Genomic DNA, 22,736 nt, shown 5'->3' with positions numbered 1-22,736 from the left:
GGGGATTGCCCGCCCCTGGCCCGACCTCACAACTCGGGTCATCCTGCGGTGATGGCCACAGGCACTCCGTTGAACACGGCGTTGCCCGAAAGCGGGTCCACCACGGTCTCGTCGGTGAGCGTGTTGACGCTGACCCCGGCGTTCTGGCCCGCGACGGTCTGGAAACCGCCGTCGTGACCCCAGCCGTGCGGCAGGCTCACCACGCCCGGCATGATCGAGTCCGTCGGCTCGACGGGTACGGCGAGTTCGCCCGCGGCCGATCGCACCACCGCCGTGTCACCGAGGCCGAGCCGGGCGGCGTCGGCCGGGTTGATCTGCAGCGTGCAGCGGTTGGTGCCGCCGACCAGCGGGCCGACGTTGTGCAGCCAGCTGTTGTTCGAGCGCAGGTGCCGCCTGCCGATCAGCACGAACTCCGGCGCCCTGCGACCCAGGCCGGCGCGCAGCCGTACGAGGTCGTCGAGGATCGTGGGCGGCGCGAGCTCCACCAGCCCCGAGGCGGTGGCCAGGACACCGGGCAGGCGCGGCTCCAGCGGGCCCAGGTCGAGCCCGTTCGGATGCCTGAGGAGCTCGGGTAGCGACAGGACGCCGCCGTTCCACTCGCCGTAGGGGCCGAGCCGCACCATCGCGTCCAGCCGGACCTCCGCGCCGCTCGTGCCCTCCAGGCTCGCGCGCAGCTCGGCCGGGTCGCGCCCGTGGAGAGGACTTCCCTCGTCGGCGACGGCCGCGCGCAGCATCCCATCGAGGATCAGCTCGTCGATCAGAGCGGGATCGGCGTCCGCGCCCTGACCGGAGGCGATCACGGCCAGGCGGGCGAGGATCTCCGCCTCCGACGGCCGCCCGTCCAGCGGCAGTGCGGGCGGAGAGTAGCGCGCGTAGTTCCGCACGGCGAAATTCAGCAGCGCGAAGTCGTAGTGCCCCGACTCCAGCACCCGCGGTGGAGGCAGGATCACGTCGGCGTGGCGGGTGGTCTCGTTCAGGTAGGGATCGACGCTGACCATGAACTCCAGCCCGCGCAGCGCCCGGCCGAGCCGCGGGCCGTTCGGTGCGGAGAGCACCGGATTGCCCGCGACCGTGATCAAGGCTCTCACCTGGCCCTCGCCCGGTGTCTCGATCTCGTCGGCCAGCGTCGCCACGGGCAGCTCGCCGTTCGCCTCCGGCAGCCCGCGCACCCTGCTGTGCCACCGCCCGGTCCTGTACGGCTTCCGCCGCGCCGGGCCCTCGGTCGCGGGGCGGGGGAACATCACTCCACCGGGGCGGTCGAGGTTGCCGGTGATCGTGTTGATCACGTCGACGAGCCACTGGGCGAGCGTGCCGAACTCCGCCGTGCACGTGCCGATGCGGGCGTAGACGGCGGCCGTGGGAGCCGCGGCCAGCTCGTGTGCCAGCCGTACGATCACGTCGGCGGGCACGCCGCAGACCTCGGCGGAGGCGAGCGGCGACAGGTCGGCTACCGCGCGCTCGACCTCGTCCAGCCCGGCCACGGGAGCGGTCACCGTGACGAGGCCGTCGGCGAAGAGCGTGTGGGCGATGCCCGCGAGCAGGTAGGCGTCGGTCCCTGGCCGGATGAACAGGTGCTCGTCGGCCAGCTTGGCCGTACGCGTTTGCCGGGGGTCGACCACGACGAGCCTGCCTCCGCGGGCGCGCAGCGCCTTGAGCCTGCCGGGGAAGTCGGGGGCGGTGCACAGGGACCCGTTCGACTCCAGCGGGTTGGCCCCCAGCATGAGCAGGTAGTCGGTGCGGTCGAGGTCGGGCACCGCGATCGTCATCGGATCGCCGAACATCAGCCCGCTCGACACGTGTTTGGGCATCTGGTCGGCCGTGCTGGCGGAGAAGACGTTTCTGCTGCCGAGCGCGCGGGCGAGCGCCGGGCCGTACAGGGCTCCGGCCATGGTGTGCGCGTTGGGGTTGCCGAGATAGACGGCCCGGCCGGGCCCGGGGACCCGCGAGAGCCCCTGTTCGACGGCCGCGAAGGCCTCCTGCCAGGAGACCTCCCGCCACCGGTCGCCGGTGCGGACGAGGGGAGCCCGGAGTCGGTCGGGGTCCTCGTCGAGCCTGCCGAGGGAGGCGCCCTTGGGGCAGATGAACCCCTTGCTGAAGGGATCGTCGCCGTCGCCGCGGACCTCGGTCACGTGCCCGTCGTCGTCCAGGGTGATCGTGAGGCCGCAGACGGCCTCGCACAGCGGGCAGGTCCGGTAGGCGGTCTTCATGTCACGGCCTCCTGGGTCCGGGAGATGGACCCATCCTTGCGGTGCCTCCGGCGTGAGGGAAGCCCCAGAACCGAACGAAGTTCTAGGGCTTCCCCGCGCCCCGACGCCCCCGCGGTGCGTCCGGGCGCGCTCATTGCCGTCCGGCGCCTCTTCCTCCGGTTCCCGGTGTGGTCCGCGGGGACACGGCGCTGGATCGGGGTGCGGTGCGGCCTCACGCGGTGAAGGCCGGCCTCACGCGGTGAAGGCGCGGCCGACTTCCTCGAGTTCGCGGACGAGGTCGAATCGGGGGTCGCGGTAATGGCGGGCGCCGAAGCCGGTGCGGCTCACCGTCCATCGCAACTGGTAGGCCCACCGGTCCTGGTCGGCGCAGAGAGCTCGATCCGCCATGTTCATGTGGGTCTTGATTACTAATAACCACTTGATACCGTGGTTGTGCATGGAGACTCCTTTTCGGGTGGCTTCGAGGTGGAGTTCTCGTTTTTGCTCGCCGGGTCGGCAGGTGGCAGCCTTTCGGCCCGGCTTTTACTGGGCCCGCGTCCGGGCCATTCATGATGCGGGCGACTTCGCGCAGTCGCTAGGCGGACGGTGATTCTCTGTGGTCGGACGCCTCCCCCGTGTCGCCATATCCGAGTACGGTCGAGCCGCCGCCGGAAACGGATGTCATTCGCGAAGAGATCGGCCGGACGTTTCGCCGCGTGATCATCGGCGCCTCCCCGAAATTCCGGGAATCTCTCCAGTATCGATCGTGACCCACGAGAGATAACCCTGCAATACTTGGCGAAAAGAAACTTGCAAGGATCTTCTCGACGTGCGGTGCATCTCTCGGTGCAATTTGCATTATGATCGCGAAGTAGCCTCGAAGGAGACGCGTGCCCGCGCGGCGTGACCAAGGAGGTCGGCCTGGGTGCCCGACCACGGCAGTCCCACGGTTCGCCGGCGAAGACTCGGCCAGGAGCTCCGCCGGCTGAGAGAGCGTGCCGACCTGACCGGTGATCAGGTGGCGACGCGCCTGGGGTGGTCGGCGGCGAAGGTCAGCAGGATCGAGACGGCGCGAACCTCGCCGCGCGAAGGCGACATCGAGGCCCTGCTGTCGATCTACGTGGTAGATTCCAGCCAGCGCCACGAGCTGCTTGCCCTGCATCGGGACGCCACCCGAAAGGGCTGGTGGGAGGAGTATCGCGACTCCTTGCCCAAGGAATACATCACCTTCCTGGGGCTGGAGGCGGAGGCTGTGAGTGCCCGCAACTGGGAACCCCAGGTGGTGCCGGGCCTGTTCCAGACCGAGGCGTACGTCCGAGCCATGATGGAGAGCGGGCAGCGGAGCACTCTCGAAGCGCCGGGTGGCGTCCGGAGCCGGATCGAGGTTCGTATGGCCCGGCAGGAGGCCGTCTTCGCGACGCGGAGCCCGTTCACGGTCTCGGCGGTGCTGGAAGAGTCGGTGCTGCTTCGCCGCTTCGGTGACGACGAGGTGATGCGCGAGCAGCTCGAACGTCTGGTGGAAGTCTCGATGCTCCCCAACGTGCAGTTGAGGGTTCTCCCCCTGGACGCGGAGCACCCGATCAACACCGGTGCGTTCAGCCATCTCAGGGTTCCGGATTTCCACGATGTGGTCTATCTGGAGGCACTGCTCGGCGGACGCCTGGTGGAGGACGAGACCATCGTGTACCGCTACGAGGTCGCGTTCGATTATCTGGAGACCAAGGCGCTCGACGTCGAGGTCTCCCGCAAGTGCGTGGAAAAACATCTAAGTCGCTGGCGATAGCCATATTGAACCGCCTCGGAAAATCCCCGTCGGGGGTCGCCTCCGAGGGGAGAGACCGAATTCATGAACTCAACTGATCTGCCCGGTGTCGGCTGGTGGAAGAGCACCCGCAGCGCCAACAACTGTGCGTGCGTCGAGATAGCCGTCCTGCCCGGCGGCCAGGTAGGCGTCCGTGACAGCAAGAATCAGGAAGGTCCCGTCCTTGTTTTCACCCCGGTCGAATGGGACGCGTTCATCGGCGGCGTGAAAGACGGCGAGTTCGACATCTGATTTCGCGAGAACGCGCGTGCGGCTTGTGCCCCAGGAGAACGGGCGCAAGCCGCACACTTTTTCAGGGAAACGGGGGTCAGGCGAGACCGAGGCCCTGGGCGACGCCCTGGCCGAGGTCCTTGTGCACGCTGGTCCAGTAGTCGACCACGCGCTTCTTCATGTCGCCGGTGACCTCGGGGGCCGACGCGTGGCCCACGATGTTGCTGACGAGGTGCGTCCGGTCGGTGTCGGACAGCACGTTCTCCCAGAGGGCGCGCGGCTGCACGAAGTCGTCGTCCTCCGCGTGCTTGGTGTAGGCGCTGCGGATGATTTCGCCGGCGATGTGGTAGCTCTCGCCCGCGAAGATCGACGGATCGGCCACCGGGCCGCCGGCGCTGTTCGGCGCGTACACCGGGTCGCTCGAATTGCTGTAGCGCATCGCGCCGTCCTTGTTGTAGCTGTGGACGGGCACCTTCGGCTGGTTGACCGGCAGCTGCAGATAGTTGGGCCCGATGCGGTAGCGGTGGGTGTCCGGGTAGGAGAACAGGCGGCCCTGGAGCATCTTGTCCGGGGACGCGCCGATGCCGGGCACCAGGTTGGCAGGCTCGAAGGCGGCCTGCTCGACCTCGGCGAAGTAGTTCTCCGGGTTGCGGTTGAGGACGAACCTGCCGATCGTGATCTCGGGGTAGTCGCCGTGTGGCCACACCTTGGTCAGGTCGAACGGGTTGAAGCGGTAGTCGGCCGCCGCCTCGAACGGCATGATCTGGACGTTCACCGTCCAGGACGGGTGGTCGCCGTTCTTGATCGCGTTGTACAGGTCGCGGATGTGGTGGTCGGCGTCCCGCGAGACGATCGCCTCGGCCTCCGCGGCGGTGTAGTTCTCGATGCCCTGGTCGGTCTTGAAGTGGTACTTCACCCAGAACTTCTCGCCGGCCGCGTTGTACCAGAGGAACGTGTGGGAGCCGAAGCCGTGCATGTGGCGCCAGCTCTTCGGCGTGCCGCGGTCGCTCATCAGGAAGGTCACCTGATGCGCCGACTCCGGCGACAGCGTCCAGAAGTCCCACTGCATGTTGTTGTCACGCAGGTGGTTGTCCGCGCGCCGCTTCTGGCTGTGGATGAAGTCGGAGAACTTCGAGGGGTCACGAATGAAGAAGACCGGCGTGTTGTTGCCGACGAGGTCGTAGTTGCCCTCTTCGGTGTAGAACTTGATCGCGAAACCGCGGGGGTCGCGCGCCGTGTCCGCGCTGCCCAGTTCGCCCGCCACCGTGGAGAAGCGCAGGAAGAGCTCGGTCTCCCTGCCCTTCTGGAAGAGGCCGGCCTTGGTGAACTGGCTGACGTCCTCGGTGATCTGCAACACGCCGTACGCGCCGCCGCCCTTGGCGTGGACGACACGCTCGGGAACCCGTTCCCGGTTGAACTGGGCCATCTTCTGGATGACGTAGTGGTCCTGCATCAGCAGGGGCCCGTTGGGGCCGACGGACAGCGAGAACTCGTCGCTGGGCGCGGCAATGCCAGCGTCGGTGGTGGTTGTCGGCCTGTCGGTCATGGGGTTGTCCTCCGGGATTCCTCATCAAGGGATGCGGACTCGGGGGGCGTGACGCGCGTATGCGTGTCGGCTTCTTCAGCGGCGCCGGCGTGGCAGTCGGGACACAGGCCCCAATAGATGACGTCTGCCTCATCCACGAGGAACCCGGCGTTGAAGACGGGTTCCAGGCAGGGGGCGTGCCCGACCGCGCAGTCGACGTCTGTGACCTTGCCGCACTCGCGGCAGACGAGGTGGTGGTGGTTGTCTCCCACGCGTGTCTCGTACCGGGTCGGACTGCCGGCCGGCTCGATGCGGCGGAGCAGCCCGCCGCGCTGGAGCGCGTTCAGCGAGTCATAGACGGCTTGCAGGGATACCTGTCCGACGCGATCGCACACCCCGCGGTGGATGGATTCCACGTCGAGATGGTCACCGTTCCTCACGGTCTGAAGGATGGCCAGCCGGGCAGCGGTTACCCGCAAGCCCGCCTGGCGAAGTCGGATGGCGTCTCCCACACTCACCACGCTAGCCACTAGACCTGAATGATTCAAGTAAAGGAACTCTCCCAGTCTTTCGTGACGAATCCTTTGCATCGCGTCTATGTCGGCAATAGATGGCATGCTCTGGAACGTGCGAAGCCGAGCCCTCCTCCCCGCTCTCCTCCTCCTGTTCGTGGCCGCCTGCACGGCCGCCGAAGGTGAAGACGCCCCTACACCTGCGGGTACGAAGGCGACCGCGCCCGCGGCGAAACCGAAGCCTTCCAAGCCCGCGCGCCGTGCGTACACGATCTCCTTCGCGGGCGACGTGCACTTCGAGGGAGTGCTGCGTACCCGCCTCGACAGCAACCCGAGTACGGCGCTCGGCCCCATCGCGAACGTGTTGCGCAGGTCCGACCTGACGGCGCTCAACCTGGAGACGGCCATCACCACCGGCGGCACCCCCGCTCCGGGCAAGCAGTTCACCTTCCGCGCGCCGCCCACGGCGTTCACGGCGCTCAAGGCCGCCGGCGTCGACGTTGTCACCATGGCCAACAACCACGGCATGGACTACATGGAAAGCGGCCTGCGTGACACCCTCGCCTCGATCAAGCAGTCCAGGTTCCCCGTGATCGGCATCGGCAAGGACGAGGCGTCCGCCTACCGGCCCTATCGGGCCACGGTCAAGGGCAACCGTGTGTCGATCATCGGCGCCACCCAGGTGCTCGACGACGAGTTCGTCACCGCCTGGACGGCGAAGGGCGACAAACCCGGCCTCGCCTCGGCCAAGAACGAGCCCCGCCTGCTCCAAGCCGTACAGCAGGCCCGTAAGAACTCCGACACGGTGATCGTGTTCCTCCACTGGGGTACCGAGCTCGCCACCTGCCCCACTGCCGTTCAGCGCGGCCTCGCCGCGGACCTCGCCGAGGCAGGGGCCGACGTCATCGTCGGCAGCCACGCGCACGTGCTGCTCGGCGGCGGATACGCGGGCCAGGCCTACGTGCAGTACGGCCTGGGCAACTTCGCCTTCTACAACTGGGGGCCGGAAACCGGCAGGACGGGCGTGCTGACGCTCACGATCAACGGCAGGAAGGTCCTCAAGGACGCGTGGACCCCGGCCCGGATCAACGGCGGCATCCCCATCCCCGACACCGGTACGGCCAGACAACAGGCGCTCGCGGGCTACAAGAACCTCCGCGGCTGCACGGGCTTGGACGCCACGCCCGGACAAGGAACCTGATCGTGCGGAATGCGACGGAGGGGAGTTGCCGGGCATTTCCCTACGACTGCTGAGTAAGGCCTGACCGGGGCGCCGTCCAGCGTGCAAGATGGTCGTGTGTCCAGCCAGCACGTACACGATGTGGAACGTTTTTCAGGTGGGCGGGCGTCGTCGCACTCGCCTCGCCCTGACGAACCGCTGCGTCGCAGGCCGTCGCAGCGCAGGAGCGCCCGCAGGGTCGAGCGCATGCTCGACGCGTGCGCGGAGTTGCTGGACGAAGGCGGATACGAGGCGCTTTCGACCACCCGCGTCGCCGAGCGGGCCGGGGTGGCGATCGGTTCGGTCTACCAGTTCTTCCCCGACAAGCGGGCCCTGAGCCAGGCGCTCACCAGAAGGAACGTCGAGCTGTTCGTGGCGAGGGTCGGCCGCCGCTTCATCACCGACGACTTCGACGGATGGTGGGCGGCGGTTGACGCGATCATCGACGAGTACGTCGAGCTTCATCGCACCGTCCCCGGATTCCGCTCGCTCCACTTCGGCGACATCCTCGACCTCGACGCGGTCGACGCCGTGGCCGACAGCGGAACCGTGATCATGGGCCGCCTGCGCGCGTTGTTGTTCGAGGAGTTCGGCCTGGTCGACAGCGAGGAGGTGGACCGTGCCATCCTCGTCGCCATGGAGGCGGGGGATGCCGTGCTGAAGCTCGCGTTCCGGCACGACCCCAGCGGCACTCCGGAGATCCTCGCGGAGGCGCGGGGGCTGGTGCACGGTTATCTTTCGCGCCAGCTCCGCCCCGGCGCCGGGTGATCGAACGCCGGCCAGCCCCCGGGGATGTCGACGTGCCGTGCCCCGTGGTGAGGGTGATGTCCCAGCTCACGCGACCAGGGATCGATGTCCGGGACGGCGAGCGAGCTCCATATCGTGGGCGACAGATCCTGCATGTATCCCGAGTTCTGCCACGGCCGTGAGTGAGTGTTCCGCGGCATCTGGAGCTCCCGGGTGCTCTGCGTGGCCGAGTTCGGCCCGCACGGCACGGCGGCGGCCGGTTCGACGTTCAACTCGGCCATGCGGAGCTGGGTCTGAAGCCGCGCCAGTTCCTTGCGGGTCTGCGCGAGGGCCTCGTACTGAGAGGCCATATAACCCGCCAGGCCCGGAACGACGGCGGACAGCACGGCTGCGGAGGCAAGTGTCACAATCACCCGCTTGGACATGACCAGTCGCTCCCCCGCCCGCTCCGTTTAGCACAGCGCGGGCAATATGCCCGGTCAACCGTACTGAGACACGATTCGTGGTCGAACGTGTACTAATCGTTGCTTCGTGAATGCCTGCGGTTGTCCCTGCAAAGTCGGGCAATGGTCGGTAGCCTCGGCACTGTGGCACATGTGACGCATGAGCAGCTGGACCGACTGCTCGAACAGGCCCTGCTGCTCGATGACCACGGTGCCCTCGCCGCCCAGCTCGATGCGCTGGCTCAGGGCTACGAGTCCGGTGAGGTGTCGAGGGCGGCGATCCTCGTACTGGCGGCGGAGGAATGGCGTCAGGCGGGCCGGCCGGACGTCGCGCTGGAGCGTTTCCGCAGCGCCGTCGACGACGGCGGCGAGGTGCTCATCGACCCGCGATCGGGCATCGCCGACACGCTTTTCGAGCTTGAACGGGCCGACGAGGCCCGTGAGGTCATCGCGGCCATCAAGACGGGGCCGTGGAACCCGGCCACGGCGCTCACCGTCGCCGAGACGCTGGTGGCCTACGGCGATCTGGACGGCGCCCACGAATGGGCCACCGACGGGGTGCTCGCCTGCGCCGACGGCAGCACGATGAGAGAAGTCCTGCTGCGCACGCGATATCGCATCCGCGTCGACCTCGGTCTGCCCGAGGACGACCTCGACGCGCTGCTCGACGTCAGCCGCTGACACCAGATCGCGTGTCACCCCCGGCCGTGGGCTGACGGACGATCGGGTGCGGGCAACGAAAAAGGGGCCGTAATCCACGGCCCCTTTCGTCCCGGCCGGATCGCCGGCCGGGACGTGCGTCGTCCCCTGCGGTCAGGGCAGGATCGGGCTTCCCGCCGCGTTCCTCGCGAGCGTCGCGACCGTACGCGCGTTCGCGGTCCTGGCGAGCGCGGGAGCGGTGATGTCGCCCGGGAAAGCGGGGGAGGAGCCCTGCGGATGGGCGGGCGCCTTGGGGTGAAGCACGCCGGTCCGCGAGTTCGCCCCCTGGATGCGCTGCTCGGACGGGCTCTGGGCCTCGCCGTGCTTGCTGGGACCGTGCCGGCGAGCCTCGTCATGCCTGCGCGCCGCGTCGGCCGCGGACCTGCCGGTCGCCCCGGATCCGTCGTGCGACTTGGCGGAGTCCTGGCGTCCCTGCGCGTCGTCACGTGCACCGTGCCTCTTGTCCGCCGGCTGGACGACCGTAGACGGCACCTTGTGCTCGGGACGGCCATGCGGATGGGCGGGGAGGAACGCGGCGCCCGAGCGCGTCCCGGCGTCCCTGTGGCTGTCGGCGCCGTCATGGCCCGCCCGGTGGTCGCCGGCCTTCGGGCGGTGCTCGGCAGCGGACACCGGGGCCGACGGCGCACACGCCTGGCTCGCCATCTTCGGCCGCGAGGGTGCGATGGACATGAGAGGGACCATCGACATCCTCGCCGCAGGGCCGGCGGCCTTGGCCGCGGAGGAGGCGCCGGTGGTGGTCTGCTTGGCCACCTCCTGTGCCATGTCCTGAGCGGCGTTCATCGCGGGAGCCGCGTCAGGGGCCTGCGCAGGCAGGGCCTTCGTGGCGGCCCCGGCCGGGTTCGCCTTCCCGCCCGGAACCCCCGGAAGAATCTCCGGTGCATTGGAGACGGCACCGGGAAGCGTCTTCGGGTGATCGCGGTGGGCGGGCTTGTCAGCCGCGGCCTGCGGGACCATCGTGCCGTCCGCGTGGGCGCCCTTGGCCACCTGACCGCTCTTCACGCCGGAGGCGGCCTTGACGTCCTGGGCGTTCTTGGTGGTCGTGGCGTCCTGCACGGGCTTCGCGCTGCCGGCCCCCTGGGTCGCCGGGGCCGTCACGGTTCCCTGCGCGGCCTGGGTTCCCTGGGCGGGCTGGGTTCCCTGGGCGGGCTGGGTTCCCTGGGCCGTCTTGGCGTCCTGCGCCGCCTTCGGGCCGTGCGCCCCCTTGACGTTCTGCGTGGTTGTCGTGTTCTGCGTGGTCGTCGTCCCTTGGGCGCCGACGGCCTTGGGCGCCTGTGCGTTCCGGGCCTCCCGGGTCTCCTTGACGTTCCGGGTCTGCTTGGCGTCCTGGCCGGGCTTGGGGCCCTTCTCCACGGGAAGGGTCCGGCCCGGGGACCCGGCCGCGGACCGTCCGGGCAGGGTGGTGAGCCCGCGGCCCGCGGCCGCCCCGGCGGTGTCGGCGATGCTGAGCACGCCACTTGGCGGCGTGAGGTAGTTCAGGCTCGCCGCCGAGCCCGTCGTCTGCGGCCGGCAGGCGTCCGCGGCCACGCCGCCCTCGGCCGTCGCCTGGCCGGTCGCGAGCCAGCTCACCCCGGCGGTCACCGCCGCCAGAACGACGCACCGCCCCCGCATACTTCGCGATGTCCTGGACATCGACGTCCCCCTGATTGCTTACGGTAATCCGACGAACGCCGAACGTAGCAGCGAGGGAAAAGTGCGGGGACGGCTTGCCTCAATGGTGGGAAAGACCTTACCGAGCAGGCTGAATGCTGAGCGTGTCCCCTGCTTCGTCCAGCTCGACCATTACCTCGTCGCCGTCGCGGATTTCACCGGACAGCAGCTCCTTCGCCAGGCGGTCCCCGATGGCCGACTGGACCAGCCGGCGCAGCGGCCGGGCACCGTACAACGGGTCGTAGCCGGTCAAAGCCAGCCAATCGCGAGCGGCAGGGGTCACGGTCAGCTTCAGCCGGCGGTCGGCCAGCCGCCGCGCGAGCCGCGACACCTGCAGATCGACGATCTGCGACAGCTCCTCGGTGCCGAGCGCGTCGAACACGATCACGTCGTCGAGCCGGTTGAGGAACTCCGGCTTGAACGCGCCGCGGACCGCGGCCAGCACGGCCTCCCGCTTGGCGCCGTTCTCGAGGTTGGGATCGACCAGGAACTGCGAACCGATGTTGGAGGTCAGGATCAGGATCGTGTTGCGGAAGTCCACCGTACGGCCCTGGCCGTCGGTGAGCCGCCCGTCGTCGAGCACCTGGAGCAGGATGTCGAAGACCTCCGGGTGGGCCTTCTCCACCTCGTCGAGCAGCACGACCGTGTACGGCCGGCGGCGCACGGCCTCGGTGAGCTGGCCGCCCTCCTCGTAGCCGACGTAGCCGGGAGGCGCGCCGACCAGACGGGCCACGCTGTGCTTCTCGCCGTACTCGCTCATGTCGATGCGGGTCATGGCCCGCTCGTCGTCGAAGAGGAACTCCGCGAGGGCCTTGGCGAGCTCGGTCTTGCCGACACCGGTCGGCCCCAGGAACAGGAAGGACCCGGTGGGCCGGTCGGGGTCGGCGATGCCCGCGCGGGCCCGCCGTACGGCGTCGGAGACGGCCTGAACGGCCTGGCGCTGCCCGATGAGGCGTTTGCCCAGATCGTCTTCCATGCGCAACAGCTTGGCCGTCTCGCCTTCGAGCAGCCGTCCCGCGGGGATGCCGGTCCACGAGGAGATGACCTCGGCGATGTCGTCGGGGCCGACCTCTTCCTTGACCATCGGCTCCGCCTCGGCCTCCTCCGCGACGCGGGTGGCCTCGGCGAGGTCCTTCTCCAGCCGGGGCACGTCGCCGTACATCAGGCGGGAGGCGGCTTCGAAGTCGCCGTCACGCTGGGCCCGCTCGGCGGCGCTGCGCGCCTCGTCGAGCTGCTTCTTCAGCTCGCCGACCTTGTTGAGCCCGGCCTTCTCCCGTTCCCAGCGCCCGACCAGGGCGTTGAGGTCCTCCTGGCGGTTGGCCAGCTCCTCCCGGAGCTTGTCCAGGCGCAGGATGCTCGCCTCGTCGGTCTCCTTGGCGAGGGCCAGCTCCTCCATCTTGAGCCGGTCGACGCTGCGCTGGAGCTCGTCGATCTCGACCGGCCTGGAGTCGATCTCCATGCGAAGCCGGGACATCGACTCGTCCACCAGGTCGATGGCCTTGTCGGGGAGGAAGCGTGCCGTGATGTAGCGATCGGACAACGTCGCCGCGGCGACCAGGGCGCTGTCGGAGATCTGCACCTGGTGGTGGGCCTCGTAGCGGCCCTTCAGCCCGCGCAGGATCGCGATGGTGTCCTCGACCGTCGGCTCGCCCACGTAGACCTGCTGGAAACGGCGCTCCAGGGCGGGGTCCTTCTCGATGCGCTCGCGGTACTCGTCGAGGGTGGTCGCACCGATCATGCGCAGCTCGCCGCGCGCCAGCATGGGCTTGAGCATGTTGCCAGCGTCCATGGCGCCCTCGGCCGCACCTGCGCCGACCATGGTGTGCAGTTCGTCGATGAAGGTGACGATCTGGCCGTTGCTCTCCTTGATCTCGTTGAGTACGGCCTTGAGGCGCTCTTCGAACTCGCCGCGATACTTCGCGCCCGCGACCATCGCGCCGAGGTCGAGCGCGACCAGGCGCTTGTTCTTGAGGCTCTCCGGCACGTCGCCGGCGATGATCCGCTGCGCCAGGCCCTCGACCACGGCGGTCTTGCCGACGCCGGGCTCGCCGATCAGCACGGGGTTGTTCTTGGTCCTGCGCGACAGCACCTGGACCACTCGCCGGATTTCGGTGTCGCGGCCGATGACGGGGTCGAGTTTGCCGGCCTTGGCCCGCTCGGTGAGGTCGACGCCGTACTTCTCCAGCGCCTGGTAGGTGTCTTCAGGGGTTTCGCTGGTCACTCGGCCGTGTCCGCGGACCTTCTCGAAGACGTCGAGCAGCGCGGTGGGGGTGGCGCCCTCCGCCTTGAGCAGGTCGGCGACCTGGCCGCCGTCGGCCGCCAGCCCGACGAGCAGATGCTCGGTCGAGACGTACTCGTCCTCGAGGCGCTTGGCCCGGGCCGCGGCGGTGTTCAGCACGGTGTGCAGCTGCCGTGACGTCGACGGCGCGCTCACGGTCGAACCCTGGGCCTTGGGGAGGCTGCCGAGCAGCTCTTCCGCCCGGGTGCGCAGGCGCTTCCAGTCGGCGCCGACGGCCTCGAGCAGCGGGACGGCGGTGCCGCCCGTCTGGTTCAGCAGCGTGGTGAAAAGGTGGACGGGCGCGACCTCGGGGTTCCCCTCGGCCGATGCCCGGCGGACCGCCCCGGACAGGGCCTCCTGGCTCTTCTGAGTGAGCTTGTAGTCCATATGTGTTTGATGCCCTCGCTTCGAAGATCAGGCAGGTGGCAGTTCGTAGCGGACCAGAGCCCGCATCAAGGTCAGCTCTCCCCGGAGCCGGGCCACCTCGTCGCGCAGGCGCATCGCCTCGGTTTCCAGCTCGAGGATGCGCTTGATGCCCGCCAGGTTGATGCCATCTTCCTGGGACAGCCGTTGGACCTCGCGCAACAGCACGATGTCCCTCGTGGAGTAGAGCCGCCCGCGCCCCGCCGTACGGCCGGGGCTGACGAGCCCCAGCCGGTCGTACTGCCGCAGGGTCTGCGGGTGCAGCCCCGACAGCTGGGCGGCTACCGAGATCACGTAGACAGGAGTGTCGTCGGACAGATTGAAGAAGTTGGCATCCATCGGCTCACTCGCTTCTGGCCTGCTTGATCAGCTCGTCACGGAGGTCGGTGCCCTCCGTCGCGTCCCTGAACTCCTCCAGCGCCGCGCGAGCCTTGTCGTCGAGGGTCTGCGGCACCGTCACCTGGACGGTGACGAGGAGGTCACCCTTGGTGCCGTCCTTGCGGGCGGCCCCACGGCCACGGACGCGGAACGTACGGCCGTTCGGCGTGCCTTCCGGGATGCGCAGCTTGACCGGCATCCCGTGCAACGTGGGCACCTGGATCTCGGCTCCGAGCGCGGCCTCGGGGAAGGTGACCGGCACGGACACCGTCAGGTTCTCCGCGTTGCGCCCGAAGACCGGGTGCGGCTTCACATGGACCTGAACGTAGAGGTCGCCGGCCGGGCCGCCGTTCTCGCCGGGCGCTCCCTTGCCCTTGAGCCGGATGCGCTGGGAATCGCCCACGCCCGCGGGGATGCGGGCCTGGATGGTGCGGGTGCTCTTGCCGCGCCCGCTTCCCTCGCAGACCGGGCAGGGGTCGTCGACCAGGAGCCCGCGGCCGCGGCAGTCGCGGCACGGCTCGGAGAAGGCGAAGTTGCCCAGGTTGCGGCTGGCCGCCCCGGTGCCGTCGCAGGTGGGGCACACACGGGGCGTCGTGCCGGCCTTCGCGCCGGTGCCGCCGCACGCGGTGCAGGCGGATGAACTGGTGAGCCTGAGAGACACGGTCGTGCCGTCGACCGCTTCGCCGAATGAGAGGGTGACCTCCGACTCGATGTCCTGACCCCGCCGGGGGCGCTGCGTCGTGCGCGTCGCGCTGCCGCCGCCCCGGTTGAACAGGCCGCCGAACAGGTCGCCCAGCCGTTCTCCGGCGCCATGTTGCTGCTGGCCGGCGCCGCCGAACAGGTCTCCGAGGTCGAAGTTGAAGCCTCCACGCTGGCCGCCCGCGCCGGGGAACCCGCCGACGCCCGACCCGAACAGGGTGCGGGCCTCGTCGTACTCCTTGCGGCGCTTGGTGTCGGACAGGACGTCGTAGGCCTCGGAGACCTCCTTGAACTTCTCCTCGGTCTTCACGTCTCCCTGGTTGGCGTCCGGGTGGTACTTCCTGGCGAGCTTCCGGTAGGCCTTCTTGATGTCCTCGCCGGTCGCGCTCTTGGGCACACCAAGGACGGCGTAGTAGTCCTTCTCCAAGTAGTCCTTGGTGCTCATCTATCGCTTCCTTCGTACGAAAGGGGAAGATCTGGTCGCCTCTCCCGATCCTGCATGATCGGGAGAGGCTTCCGAATGTTCAGTTGTCGCCGGATTCGTCAGACCTGCTGCGGTCTTCGGCGGCGGAGTCGCCGAGATCGGCGACCACCACAGGCTCGTCGTCCTCCGCGGGCTCCGCGACGGCGACACGCGCCGGGCGCAGAATGCGCTCGCCGATCCGGTAACCGGGCTGGAGGATCTCGATACAGGTGGGCTCGGTCACGTCGGCCGAGTAGCTGTGCAAGAGCGCCTCGTGCACGGTCGGGTCGAACGGGTCGCCCTTCGCGCCGAACGTCGTCAGCCCCAGCTTGCCGACGGCGGCCTCCAGGGACTCGCCGACCTTGGCGAACCCGCCGGTGAGCTCACCGTGGTCACGGGCCCGGCCGATGTCGTCCAGCACGGGCAGGAACTCGCTCAGCACGCTTGCGACCGCGTGCTCCTTGACGGCGATCCGGTCTCGCTCGACCCGCTTGCGGTAGTTGCTGTATTCGGCCTGGAGCCGCTGCAGGTCGGCCGTCCGCTCCGCGAGCAGACCGGCCGTGGAACTGTCGGCCGGTGCCTGCGGCGTCTCCTCGCCGCCGGGAGCGGCCTCGTCGGCCGCCTCACCGGCGGGCCGGCGGACCGTCCCGGTCTCTGGGTCGATCTTCCGTTTGTCGCGGATCACCGGCTCCTCCTCGGAACCGTTCTCGCGCGGGGTCACTTGTTGCCGCCCTCCTGCTTCGGCTCGTCGTCGATGATCTCCGCCTCGACGACGTCGTCATCGGACTTGGCCTGCTCGGATCCGGCGGTGGCCGTGCCGGCCGCCGCGCCGTCCTGGGACTGGGCGTAGATGGCCGAGCCCATCTTCTGGCTGACGGTCGCGAGCTTCTCCGACGCGTCGCGGATGGCAGGCGTGTCGGTGCCCTCCAGCGCCTTCTTCAGCTCCGCGAGCGAGTCCTCGACCTCGGTCTTGACGTCGGCCGGGACCTTGTCGCCGTTCTCGCGGAGGAACTTCTCCGTCTGGTAGGCCAGCGCGTCGCCGTTGTTGCGGACCTCGGCCTCCTCGCGGCGCTGCTTGTCCTCTTCCGCGTAGGTCTCCGCCTCGCGCATCATGCGCTCGATGTCGTCCTTCTGGAGCGCGGAGCCGCCGGTGATCGTCATCGACTGCTCCTTCCCGGTGCCGAGGTCCTTGGCGCTCACCTTGACGATGCCGTCGGCGTTGATGTCGAAGGTGACCTCGATCTGCGGGACGTTGCGCGGAGCCGGGGCGATGCCGGTGAGCTCGAAGGTCGCCAGCTTCTTGTTGTAAGCCGCGATCTCGCGCTCGCCCTGGTAGACCTGGATCTGCACCGACGGCTGGTTGTCCTCGGCGGTGGTGAAGACCTCCGACCGCTTGGTCGGGATTGTGGTGTTCCGCTCGATGATCTTCGTGAAGACGCCGTTCTTGGTCTCGATGCCGAGGCTCAGCGGCGTGACGTCGAGCAGCAGGACGTCCTTGACCTCGCCCTTGAGCACGCCGGCCTGGAGGGCGGCGCCGATCGCCACGACCTCGTCAGGGTTGACGCCCTTGTTGGGCTCCTTGCCACCGGTCAGCTCCTTGACCAGCTCGGACACGGCCGGCATGCGGGTCGAACCGCCGACGAGCACCACGTGGACGATGTCGGAGACCTTGATCCCGGCGTCCTTGATGACCTGGTGGAAGGGGCCCTTGCAGCGCTCGAGCAGGTCGGAGGTGATCCGCTGGAATTCGGACCGGGTCAGCTTCTCCTCGAGGTGGAGGGGGCCCTCGGCCGAGGCGGTGATGTAGGGAAGGTTGACCGTGGTCTCGGTCTGGCTGGACAGCTCGATCTTGGCCTTCTCCGCGGCCTCGCGCAGCCGCTGCAGGGCCATCTTGTCCTTGGCCAGGTCGACGCCGTGGGCGTTCTTGAACCGGGTCGCCAGCTCGTCGACGATCCGCTGGTCCCAGTCGTCGCCGCCGAGGTGGTTGTCACCGCTGGTCGCCTTGACCTCGACGAAGCCGTGGCCGTCCTCCTGGCCGACGTCCAGCAGGGACACGTCGAAGGTGCCGCCGCCGAGGTCGAAGACCAGGATCGTCTGGTCCTTCTCCTTGTCCAGACCGTAGGCAAGGGCGGCGGAGGTGGGCTCGTTGATGATGCGCAGGACGTTGAGTCCGGCGATCTGGCCGGCTTCCTTGGTCGCCTGGCGCTGGGAGTCGTTGAAGTAGGCGGGAACGGTGATCACCGCGTCGGTGATCTTCTCGCCGAGGTAGGCTTCGGCGTCCTGCTTGAGCTTCTGCAGGACGAACGCGCTGATCTGCTGCGGGGTGAACTTCTTGCCGTCGATCTCGACGGTCCAATCGGTGCCCATCTCGCGCTTGACCGAACGGATGGTCCGGTCGACGTTGGTCACCGCCTGACGCTTGGCGACCTCGCCAACGAGGACCTCGCCGTTCTTGGCGAAGGCGACCACGGACGGCGTGGTCCGCGAACCCTGCGCATTGGCGATGACCGCGGGCTCACCGCCCTCGAGGATCGAGACGACGGAGTTGGTCGTCCCCAGGTCGATACCTACCGCACGTGCCATGAGTACGTCCTTGTAGTCAAAGTTGAGTTGGTCGGACTCAATAGTGGGAGAGCCTTGAGGGCTTTGTCAAACGTCTTGAGTCTATGGGGCTCAACCCTCAGGGTGCCGCAATCATTCCCCTTTCGCCATGATCATCTCCCCGGTGGGTGGTTCCGAGGGTTGTGGGCGATCACGCGTGCCTTGTGGGTGATCATGCAGAAGTTCGTGTTCATGGCGCCGACGTGCACCAACCATGTTTGTGATCATGCAGAACCTCGGCTGCATGCCCGATGACCTGGGGGTCCACGATTCGTGATCATGCAGAAGTTCGGGCGCGCACGGGTTGAGCTGCGAGAACACCAATCGTGATCATGCAATGGGGCGTATCGGGATCCGTTGCGCACTACTGATCGTTCCTGAAGGACTTCTATGGCCCGTGCTCGTGTGCCGTCTCGCCAGGGCTCTTGGAGGAGCGGGTCACGTTGCAAGGACGTACGGTTCGGCCCTTGTGCATGATCACGAACAGTGATGTCGCAGGTCGGTGAGTGGTTGTCCGAACTTCTGCATGATCACGAACCATGAAGGAGCACGTCAACGGAGGTGCGCCCGAACTTCTGCATGATCACGCGGAGGGGTCATGATCACGCGCGAGGCTGTGATCATGCGGAGGCTGTAATCACGCGGGGCAGGGAAATCAGTGCTTGGCGCCGTCGATCACTTTGCGGTTGCCGAGGGGGGTGGACAGATTCACCTTCGTCTGCTTCTTGATCGCGATGGCGATGCACACCGCATCGGGATGACGGCGGTCCTTGCCTTCCCAAATGGTGACGGTGACCTGGTCGGCGCTCTCGGACACGTCGACGCGGTCGAGCGCGGTGCACGGCTCGACGCCCGACCACCAGGTGAGCAGAAGGGCCTTTCCGCCGTCCGTCGGCTCGGCGCTGAGCCACTTCGTCTTGTGCGGATCGATCGTGTTGCCCACGGGCGTCGCCTGGGACGGCGTCGCGCCGGGCTCGGCTGAGCCGCCGGAGCTCGGATGCCCACTGACAGGCCGGCTCGGCTGGGCCGACGAGCCAGATGGGCCCGGTGTGGTCTCGCCACAGGCCACCACCATGAGCAGGAGTGCCACGAGCCAGAGCTTTCCCATGCCCCTATTGACGGATCGCGGGGCGCCTGAGTTCAACCCCCCGGTTGACGGCCGGCGGCATGGACTCTAATTTCAACGCATGATGAATTCATCGAGCCCCGCGATAGCCGTACAGGCGCTGCGGGTGACGCGCGGCGGCGCCGAGGTGCTGCACGGGCTCACGTTCGAGGTGCCGAGAGGCCAGGTGACCGGCCTGCTGGGGCCCAGCGGTTGCGGCAAGACAACCCTCATGCGCGCGATCGTCGGCGTGCAGATCGTGTCCGGAGGGCAGGTCACCGTGCTCGGCGAGCCGGCCGGCAGCCCCGCCCTGCGCCGCAGAATCGGCTACTCCACCCAGAATCCGGCCGTCTACCGCGACCTCTCCGTGCGGGAGAACCTGCGCTATTTCGCAGCCGTGCTGAACGCGCCGAAGTCGGACGTGGACCGGGTCATGGAAGAGGTGGGCCTGTCGGACGCGGCCGGCCAGCTGGGCGGAACCTTGTCCGGCGGCCAGCTCAACCGGGCCAGTCTCGCCGTCGCGCTGCTCGGAAGCCCCGAACTGGTGGTGCTCGACGAGCCGACCGTGGGTCTCGACCCGGTGCTGCGCCAGGAGTTGTGGCAGCTCTTCCAGAGCCTGGCCGCGCGCGGGGTGACGCTGGTCGTCTCCAGCCACGTGATGGACGAGGCCGCGCGGTGCGAGCGGCTGATCGTGATGCGTGACGGGGAGATCCTCGCCGACGACTCCCCGGAAGGACTGCGCGGGCACACCCGGACGACGGATCTGGAAGAAGCGTTCCTGCGCCTCATCGAGGAGAGGGCGGCGGCATGAACTTCGCGATCACGCTGGCGACGGCGCGGCGGATCCTGACCCAGTTGCGCCATGACCACCGCACGGTGGCGCTCATGGTGCTGGTCCCCACGCTCGTGATCGTGCTGCTCTACTACGTCATCGACGACCGGCGCACGTTCGCACAGTGGGCGCCGGTGCTGCTGTGCATCTTCCCGTTCCTGGTGATGTTCCTGGTCACGTCGATCGCCACGTTGCGTGAGCGTACGTCGGGCACGTTGGAGCGGCTGATGGCCGGCCCGCTCGGCAAGCTGGACCTCCTCCTCGGGTACGGCATCGCGTTCGGCCTGACGGCCTGTGTCCAGGTGGCGCTCGCCTTGACCGTCTCCCTGACCTGGCTCGGCCTGGAGCCGGCGGGACCGTTGTGGCCGCTGGTCGTGGTCGCCTTGCTGAACGCCCTGCTCGGCACCGCGCTCGGCCTGCTGTGCAGCGCGTTCGCGCGCAGCGAGTTCCAGGCCGTGCAGTTCATGCCGGTGGTGATGATCCCCCAGCTGCTGCTGGGCGGCATCATCGTCCCTCGCGACCAGATGGCGACCGCCCTGGAGTGGGTGTCCAACGTGCTGCCCATGTCGTACGCCATCGACGCGATGAAGACCGCCGTGATGGGGGCCGAGCTCGGCGGCGAGTTCTGGCGGGACGTCCTCGTCGTCGCCGGGGCCGCCCTGCTCGCCCTCATTCTCGGCGCGGCCACCCTTCCCCGCAGAACCCCCTGACCCCTCTGGTGGCGACCCTCAGCCGGACGCGAGCTGGCGGCTGCGGTCGCGGGCGGCCTCGATCGCGGCGAGGAAGGCGGCGCGCACCTTGTGGCGCTCCAGTTCGGCGATGGCGGAGATCGTCGTGCCCCCGGGCGAGGTCACGGCCTCCCGCAAAATCACGGGGTGCTCGCCGGAGTCGCGGAGCATGATCGCCGCGCCGACGATCGACTGGGTGACCATGTCGAGCGCGGCCGCCCGGGGCATGCCCAAAAGGATGCCCGCGTCGACCATGGCCTCGACCAGGTAGAAGAAGTACGCCGGGCCGCTGCCGGACAGCGCGGTCGCGGCGTCCTGCTGCGACTCCGGGATGCGCAGGACCTTCCCGACCGGGGAGAGCAGGTTCTCGGTGCGCTTGAGGTGGGCCTCGGAGGCGTACGCGCCGGCCGAGATGACGCTCATCGCCTCATCGACCAGCACCGGGGTGTTGGACATGACACGCACCACCGGCACCTCGTCGCCGAGCCGGGCCTCGACGAAGCCGGTGGTGATGCCCGCCGCCACGGATATGACCAGCTTGCCGGCGGAGACGTGCGGGGCGATCTCGGCCAGCAGGGCCGCCATGTCCTGCGGCTTCACGGCGAGGATGAGCGTCTCGGCGTTCTTGGCCGCCTCGGCGTTGCCGGCCACCTGCACGCCGTAGCGCTCCCTGAGGGCGTCGGCGCGCTCGGCGCGCCGCGTGGTCGCCGTGATCTCGTCGGGTCGAAGCCCGGCACGCACCAGCCCGGACAGGAGGGCCTCGCCCATCTTGCCGGTACCCAAAATCGCGATCATGCCAATGTCCTTACAGCCGAGGTCAGTTCCGCAGCCTACCGAGCGTGGCCGGGGCCTCAGGTTCTACGGAGGCCCCGGACGGCGGGCAGGCTCAGCAGGCAGACGATGCCGGCGATGCCCACGGCGAACCCGAACAGCAAGACGTGGTCGGCTCCCACACGCGCGGCGACCGGCCCGGACAGAGCCTGCCCGATCGGGATGCTGAGCACGGAACCGCCGACCTCATAGGCCGTCACGCGGTTGAGCACATCGGGGGTGACCTTGGTCTGGATGCTCGTGGCCCACATGACCGACCAGAAGGCCCAAGCCGCGCCGCTGACGGCGAACCCGGCCGCGACCACGCCGGCCGGCATGTGCATGGCGATGACCAGCGGCTCCAGGAAGAAGACGGTCATCACGACCGCTCCGACCGCGAGGGGCCGCGCCGGCTTGAACCACATGGCGATCACGCCGCCGATGACCGTGCCCGCTCCCGCGGCCGACATGATCAAGCCGTACGTCTTCGAGCCGAGGTCCTGGGTGAGCACCGCCGCGCCGAGGGGCGTCACCGGACCGAAGACGAAGACGCCGTAGAAGACCCAGACGAGGATGACCGACCACATCCAGGTGCGGGACCGGAACTCCGTCCACCCCTCGCGGAGGTTCCTCACCATCGACGTACCGCGTGCGAGCGAAGCCGGGGGGCGCACGCGCAGCGACAGCAGGCAGACGGCGCTCACGGCGAACGTGGCGGCGTTGAAGCCGTACACGACTCCCGCGCCTCCGAAGGTCACGAGCAGGGCCGACAGGGTGGGCCCGAACAGCTGGGCGATGGCGTCGGCGACCCGGAGCGTGGCGTTGGCTCGCTGCACGTCATGGGCGATGTGGGGCACCATGCTGCTCACGCCGGGCTGGAACATCGCCGCCGCGGCCCCGCTGAGCGCGGACAGCACGATGAGCAGGACGAGTGAGGGCCTGCCGGTAAGGAAGGCGACCGCGATGATCGACTGAGTGACCACGCGGACGAGGTCGGCCCCGATCATCATGCGGCGGGCGGTGAACCGGTCGGCGAACACCCCGCCGAAGAGGATGAGGCCGCCGACGGGGGCCATCCATGCGGCGAGGACGAATCCCACTCCCGTGGGGCCGTATCCGGCCCCCAGTACGCCCAAGGAGACCGCGACGGGCAGCATGGCGTCGCCGAGGATGGAGATCGCCCGCCCGGCGAAGTAAAGCGCGAAATCTCTGTGCCAGAGTCCGGTACGGCGCGCGTCGTGCGGGATCTGTACGGCCTGCGCCACTTCGCCCCCTGATGTCCGTATCTTCCCGGACATCATGCCGTCTAACTGGAAAGTTTCCTAATCATTCCTCCACTGCGCGTATCGCCGTCCAGCCGTCCCGCCGTGCGGGTCGCGCCACCCCTC

General features: G+C 68.5%; 21 protein-coding genes. 7 read left to right on the top strand and 14 right to left on the bottom strand.

Going from position 1 to position 22,736, the window contains the following annotated elements:
- Positions 1–38 precede the first annotated feature (38 nt).
- On the bottom strand, positions 39–2,207 hold the full coding sequence (locus Pth03_RS10195; protein WP_203943914.1) for a molybdopterin oxidoreductase family protein: 2,169 nt from the start codon (positions 2,205–2,207) through the stop codon (positions 39–41).
- A 231-nt stretch (positions 2,208–2,438) separates the two neighbouring features.
- Complete coding sequence (locus Pth03_RS10190) at positions 2,439–2,645, bottom strand: hypothetical protein (RefSeq protein WP_203943913.1); 207 nt, start codon at positions 2,643–2,645, stop codon at positions 2,439–2,441.
- A gap of 466 nt (positions 2,646–3,111) precedes the next feature.
- Here Pth03_RS10190 and Pth03_RS10185 point away from each other — a divergent pair, with 466 nt between their 5' ends.
- Entirely contained in the window at positions 3,112–3,969 is an 858-nt protein-coding gene (locus tag Pth03_RS10185; protein ID WP_203943912.1) for a helix-turn-helix domain-containing protein, read from the top strand.
- A 63-nt stretch (positions 3,970–4,032) separates the two neighbouring features.
- The gene (locus tag Pth03_RS10180; RefSeq protein WP_203943911.1) at positions 4,033–4,239 is read left to right on the top strand and encodes a DUF397 domain-containing protein; all 207 of its coding nucleotides are present in this window, start codon (positions 4,033–4,035) and stop codon (positions 4,237–4,239) included.
- Positions 4,240–4,315: 76 nt separating this feature from the next.
- Here the strand turns inward: Pth03_RS10180 and Pth03_RS10175 are convergent, their stop codons facing one another.
- Both Pth03_RS10175 and Pth03_RS10170 read right to left on the bottom strand, forming a co-directional pair.
- Positions 4,316–5,764 (bottom strand): catalase, encoded by a 1,449-nt coding sequence (locus tag Pth03_RS10175; protein ID WP_203943910.1) that lies wholly within the window; start codon positions 5,762–5,764, stop codon positions 4,316–4,318.
- On the bottom strand, positions 5,761–6,255 hold the full coding sequence (locus Pth03_RS10170) for a Fur family transcriptional regulator (RefSeq protein WP_373318521.1): 495 nt from the start codon (positions 6,253–6,255) through the stop codon (positions 5,761–5,763). Before Pth03_RS10170 ends, Pth03_RS10175 begins: the two co-directional genes overlap by 4 nt.
- A 115-nt stretch (positions 6,256–6,370) precedes the next feature.
- Between Pth03_RS10170 and Pth03_RS10165 the strand changes: the two genes are divergently transcribed.
- Both Pth03_RS10165 and Pth03_RS10160 read left to right on the top strand, forming a co-directional pair.
- Positions 6,371–7,456, top strand: coding sequence for a CapA family protein (locus Pth03_RS10165; protein WP_239118896.1), 1,086 nt, complete (start codon positions 6,371–6,373; stop codon positions 7,454–7,456).
- A 225-nt stretch (positions 7,457–7,681) separates the two neighbouring features.
- Complete coding sequence (locus tag Pth03_RS10160) at positions 7,682–8,242, top strand: TetR/AcrR family transcriptional regulator (protein ID WP_203943909.1); 561 nt, start codon at positions 7,682–7,684, stop codon at positions 8,240–8,242.
- Here Pth03_RS10160 and Pth03_RS10155 read toward each other — a convergent pair.
- Complete coding sequence (locus Pth03_RS10155; protein ID WP_203943908.1) at positions 8,206–8,646, bottom strand: hypothetical protein; 441 nt, start codon at positions 8,644–8,646, stop codon at positions 8,206–8,208. The genes Pth03_RS10160 and Pth03_RS10155 overlap by 37 nt on opposite strands.
- Before the next feature lie 162 nt (positions 8,647–8,808).
- Here Pth03_RS10155 and Pth03_RS10150 point away from each other — a divergent pair, with 162 nt between their 5' ends.
- Positions 8,809–9,345 carry a YfgM family protein gene (locus Pth03_RS10150; RefSeq protein WP_203943907.1) on the top strand — a complete coding sequence of 179 codons (537 nt, stop codon included), beginning with the start codon at positions 8,809–8,811 and terminating at the stop codon, positions 9,343–9,345.
- Positions 9,346–9,477: 132 nt separating this feature from the next.
- Here Pth03_RS10150 and Pth03_RS10145 read toward each other — a convergent pair whose 3' ends face one another.
- From Pth03_RS10145 to Pth03_RS10115, 7 genes are all read right to left on the bottom strand, one after another.
- Positions 9,478–11,013, bottom strand: a complete 1,536-nt coding sequence (locus Pth03_RS10145; RefSeq protein WP_203943906.1) for a hypothetical protein — start codon at positions 11,011–11,013, stop codon at positions 9,478–9,480.
- Positions 11,014–11,110: 97 nt separating this feature from the next.
- A complete protein-coding gene (gene clpB / locus Pth03_RS10140; protein ID WP_203943905.1) occupies positions 11,111–13,696 on the bottom strand; it encodes an ATP-dependent chaperone ClpB in 2,586 nt (861 codons plus the stop codon).
- Positions 13,697–13,723: 27 nt separating this feature from the next.
- A complete protein-coding gene (locus Pth03_RS10135; RefSeq protein ID WP_203943904.1) occupies positions 13,724–14,071 on the bottom strand; it encodes a heat shock protein transcriptional repressor HspR in 348 nt (115 codons plus the stop codon).
- A gap of 4 nt (positions 14,072–14,075) precedes the next feature.
- Positions 14,076–15,254, bottom strand: a complete 1,179-nt coding sequence (dnaJ, locus tag Pth03_RS10130) for a molecular chaperone DnaJ (RefSeq protein ID WP_203943903.1) — start codon at positions 15,252–15,254, stop codon at positions 14,076–14,078.
- Between the two features lie 79 nt (positions 15,255–15,333).
- A complete protein-coding gene (grpE, locus tag Pth03_RS10125) occupies positions 15,334–15,993 on the bottom strand; it encodes a nucleotide exchange factor GrpE (RefSeq protein ID WP_203943902.1) in 660 nt (219 codons plus the stop codon).
- On the bottom strand, positions 15,990–17,855 hold the full coding sequence (gene dnaK, locus Pth03_RS10120; protein ID WP_203943901.1) for a molecular chaperone DnaK: 1,866 nt from the start codon (positions 17,853–17,855) through the stop codon (positions 15,990–15,992). The genes grpE and dnaK overlap by 4 nt, the downstream gene beginning before the upstream one ends.
- Before the next feature lie 673 nt (positions 17,856–18,528).
- Positions 18,529–18,981 (bottom strand): hypothetical protein, encoded by a 453-nt coding sequence (locus Pth03_RS10115; RefSeq protein ID WP_203943900.1) that lies wholly within the window; start codon positions 18,979–18,981, stop codon positions 18,529–18,531.
- A 79-nt stretch (positions 18,982–19,060) separates the two neighbouring features.
- On the opposite strand from Pth03_RS10115, the gene Pth03_RS10110 reads away from it, so the two are divergent.
- Together Pth03_RS10110 and Pth03_RS10105 are read left to right on the top strand one after the other, a co-directional pair.
- Entirely contained in the window at positions 19,061–19,789 is a 729-nt protein-coding gene (locus Pth03_RS10110; RefSeq protein WP_203943899.1) for an ABC transporter ATP-binding protein, read from the top strand.
- Positions 19,786–20,520, top strand: coding sequence for an ABC transporter permease (locus Pth03_RS10105; protein ID WP_203943898.1), 735 nt, complete (start codon positions 19,786–19,788; stop codon positions 20,518–20,520). The genes Pth03_RS10110 and Pth03_RS10105 overlap by 4 nt, the downstream gene beginning before the upstream one ends.
- Before the next feature lie 18 nt (positions 20,521–20,538).
- On the opposite strand, the gene proC is transcribed toward Pth03_RS10105, so the two are convergent.
- Positions 20,539–21,333 (bottom strand): pyrroline-5-carboxylate reductase, encoded by a 795-nt coding sequence (gene proC / locus Pth03_RS10100; protein ID WP_203943897.1) that lies wholly within the window; start codon positions 21,331–21,333, stop codon positions 20,539–20,541.
- Positions 21,334–21,389: 56 nt separating this feature from the next.
- Positions 21,390–22,613 (bottom strand): MFS transporter, encoded by a 1,224-nt coding sequence (locus Pth03_RS10095; RefSeq protein ID WP_239118895.1) that lies wholly within the window; start codon positions 22,611–22,613, stop codon positions 21,390–21,392.
- Between the last annotated feature and the right edge of the window lie 123 nt (positions 22,614–22,736).

Source organism: Planotetraspora thailandica (assembly GCF_016863335.1).
Classification (GTDB): domain Bacteria; phylum Actinomycetota; class Actinomycetes; order Streptosporangiales; family Streptosporangiaceae; genus Planotetraspora; species Planotetraspora thailandica.
The sequence above is the reverse complement of the archived record's forward strand: the minus strand, read 5'-3'. Positions and strand labels throughout refer to the sequence as shown.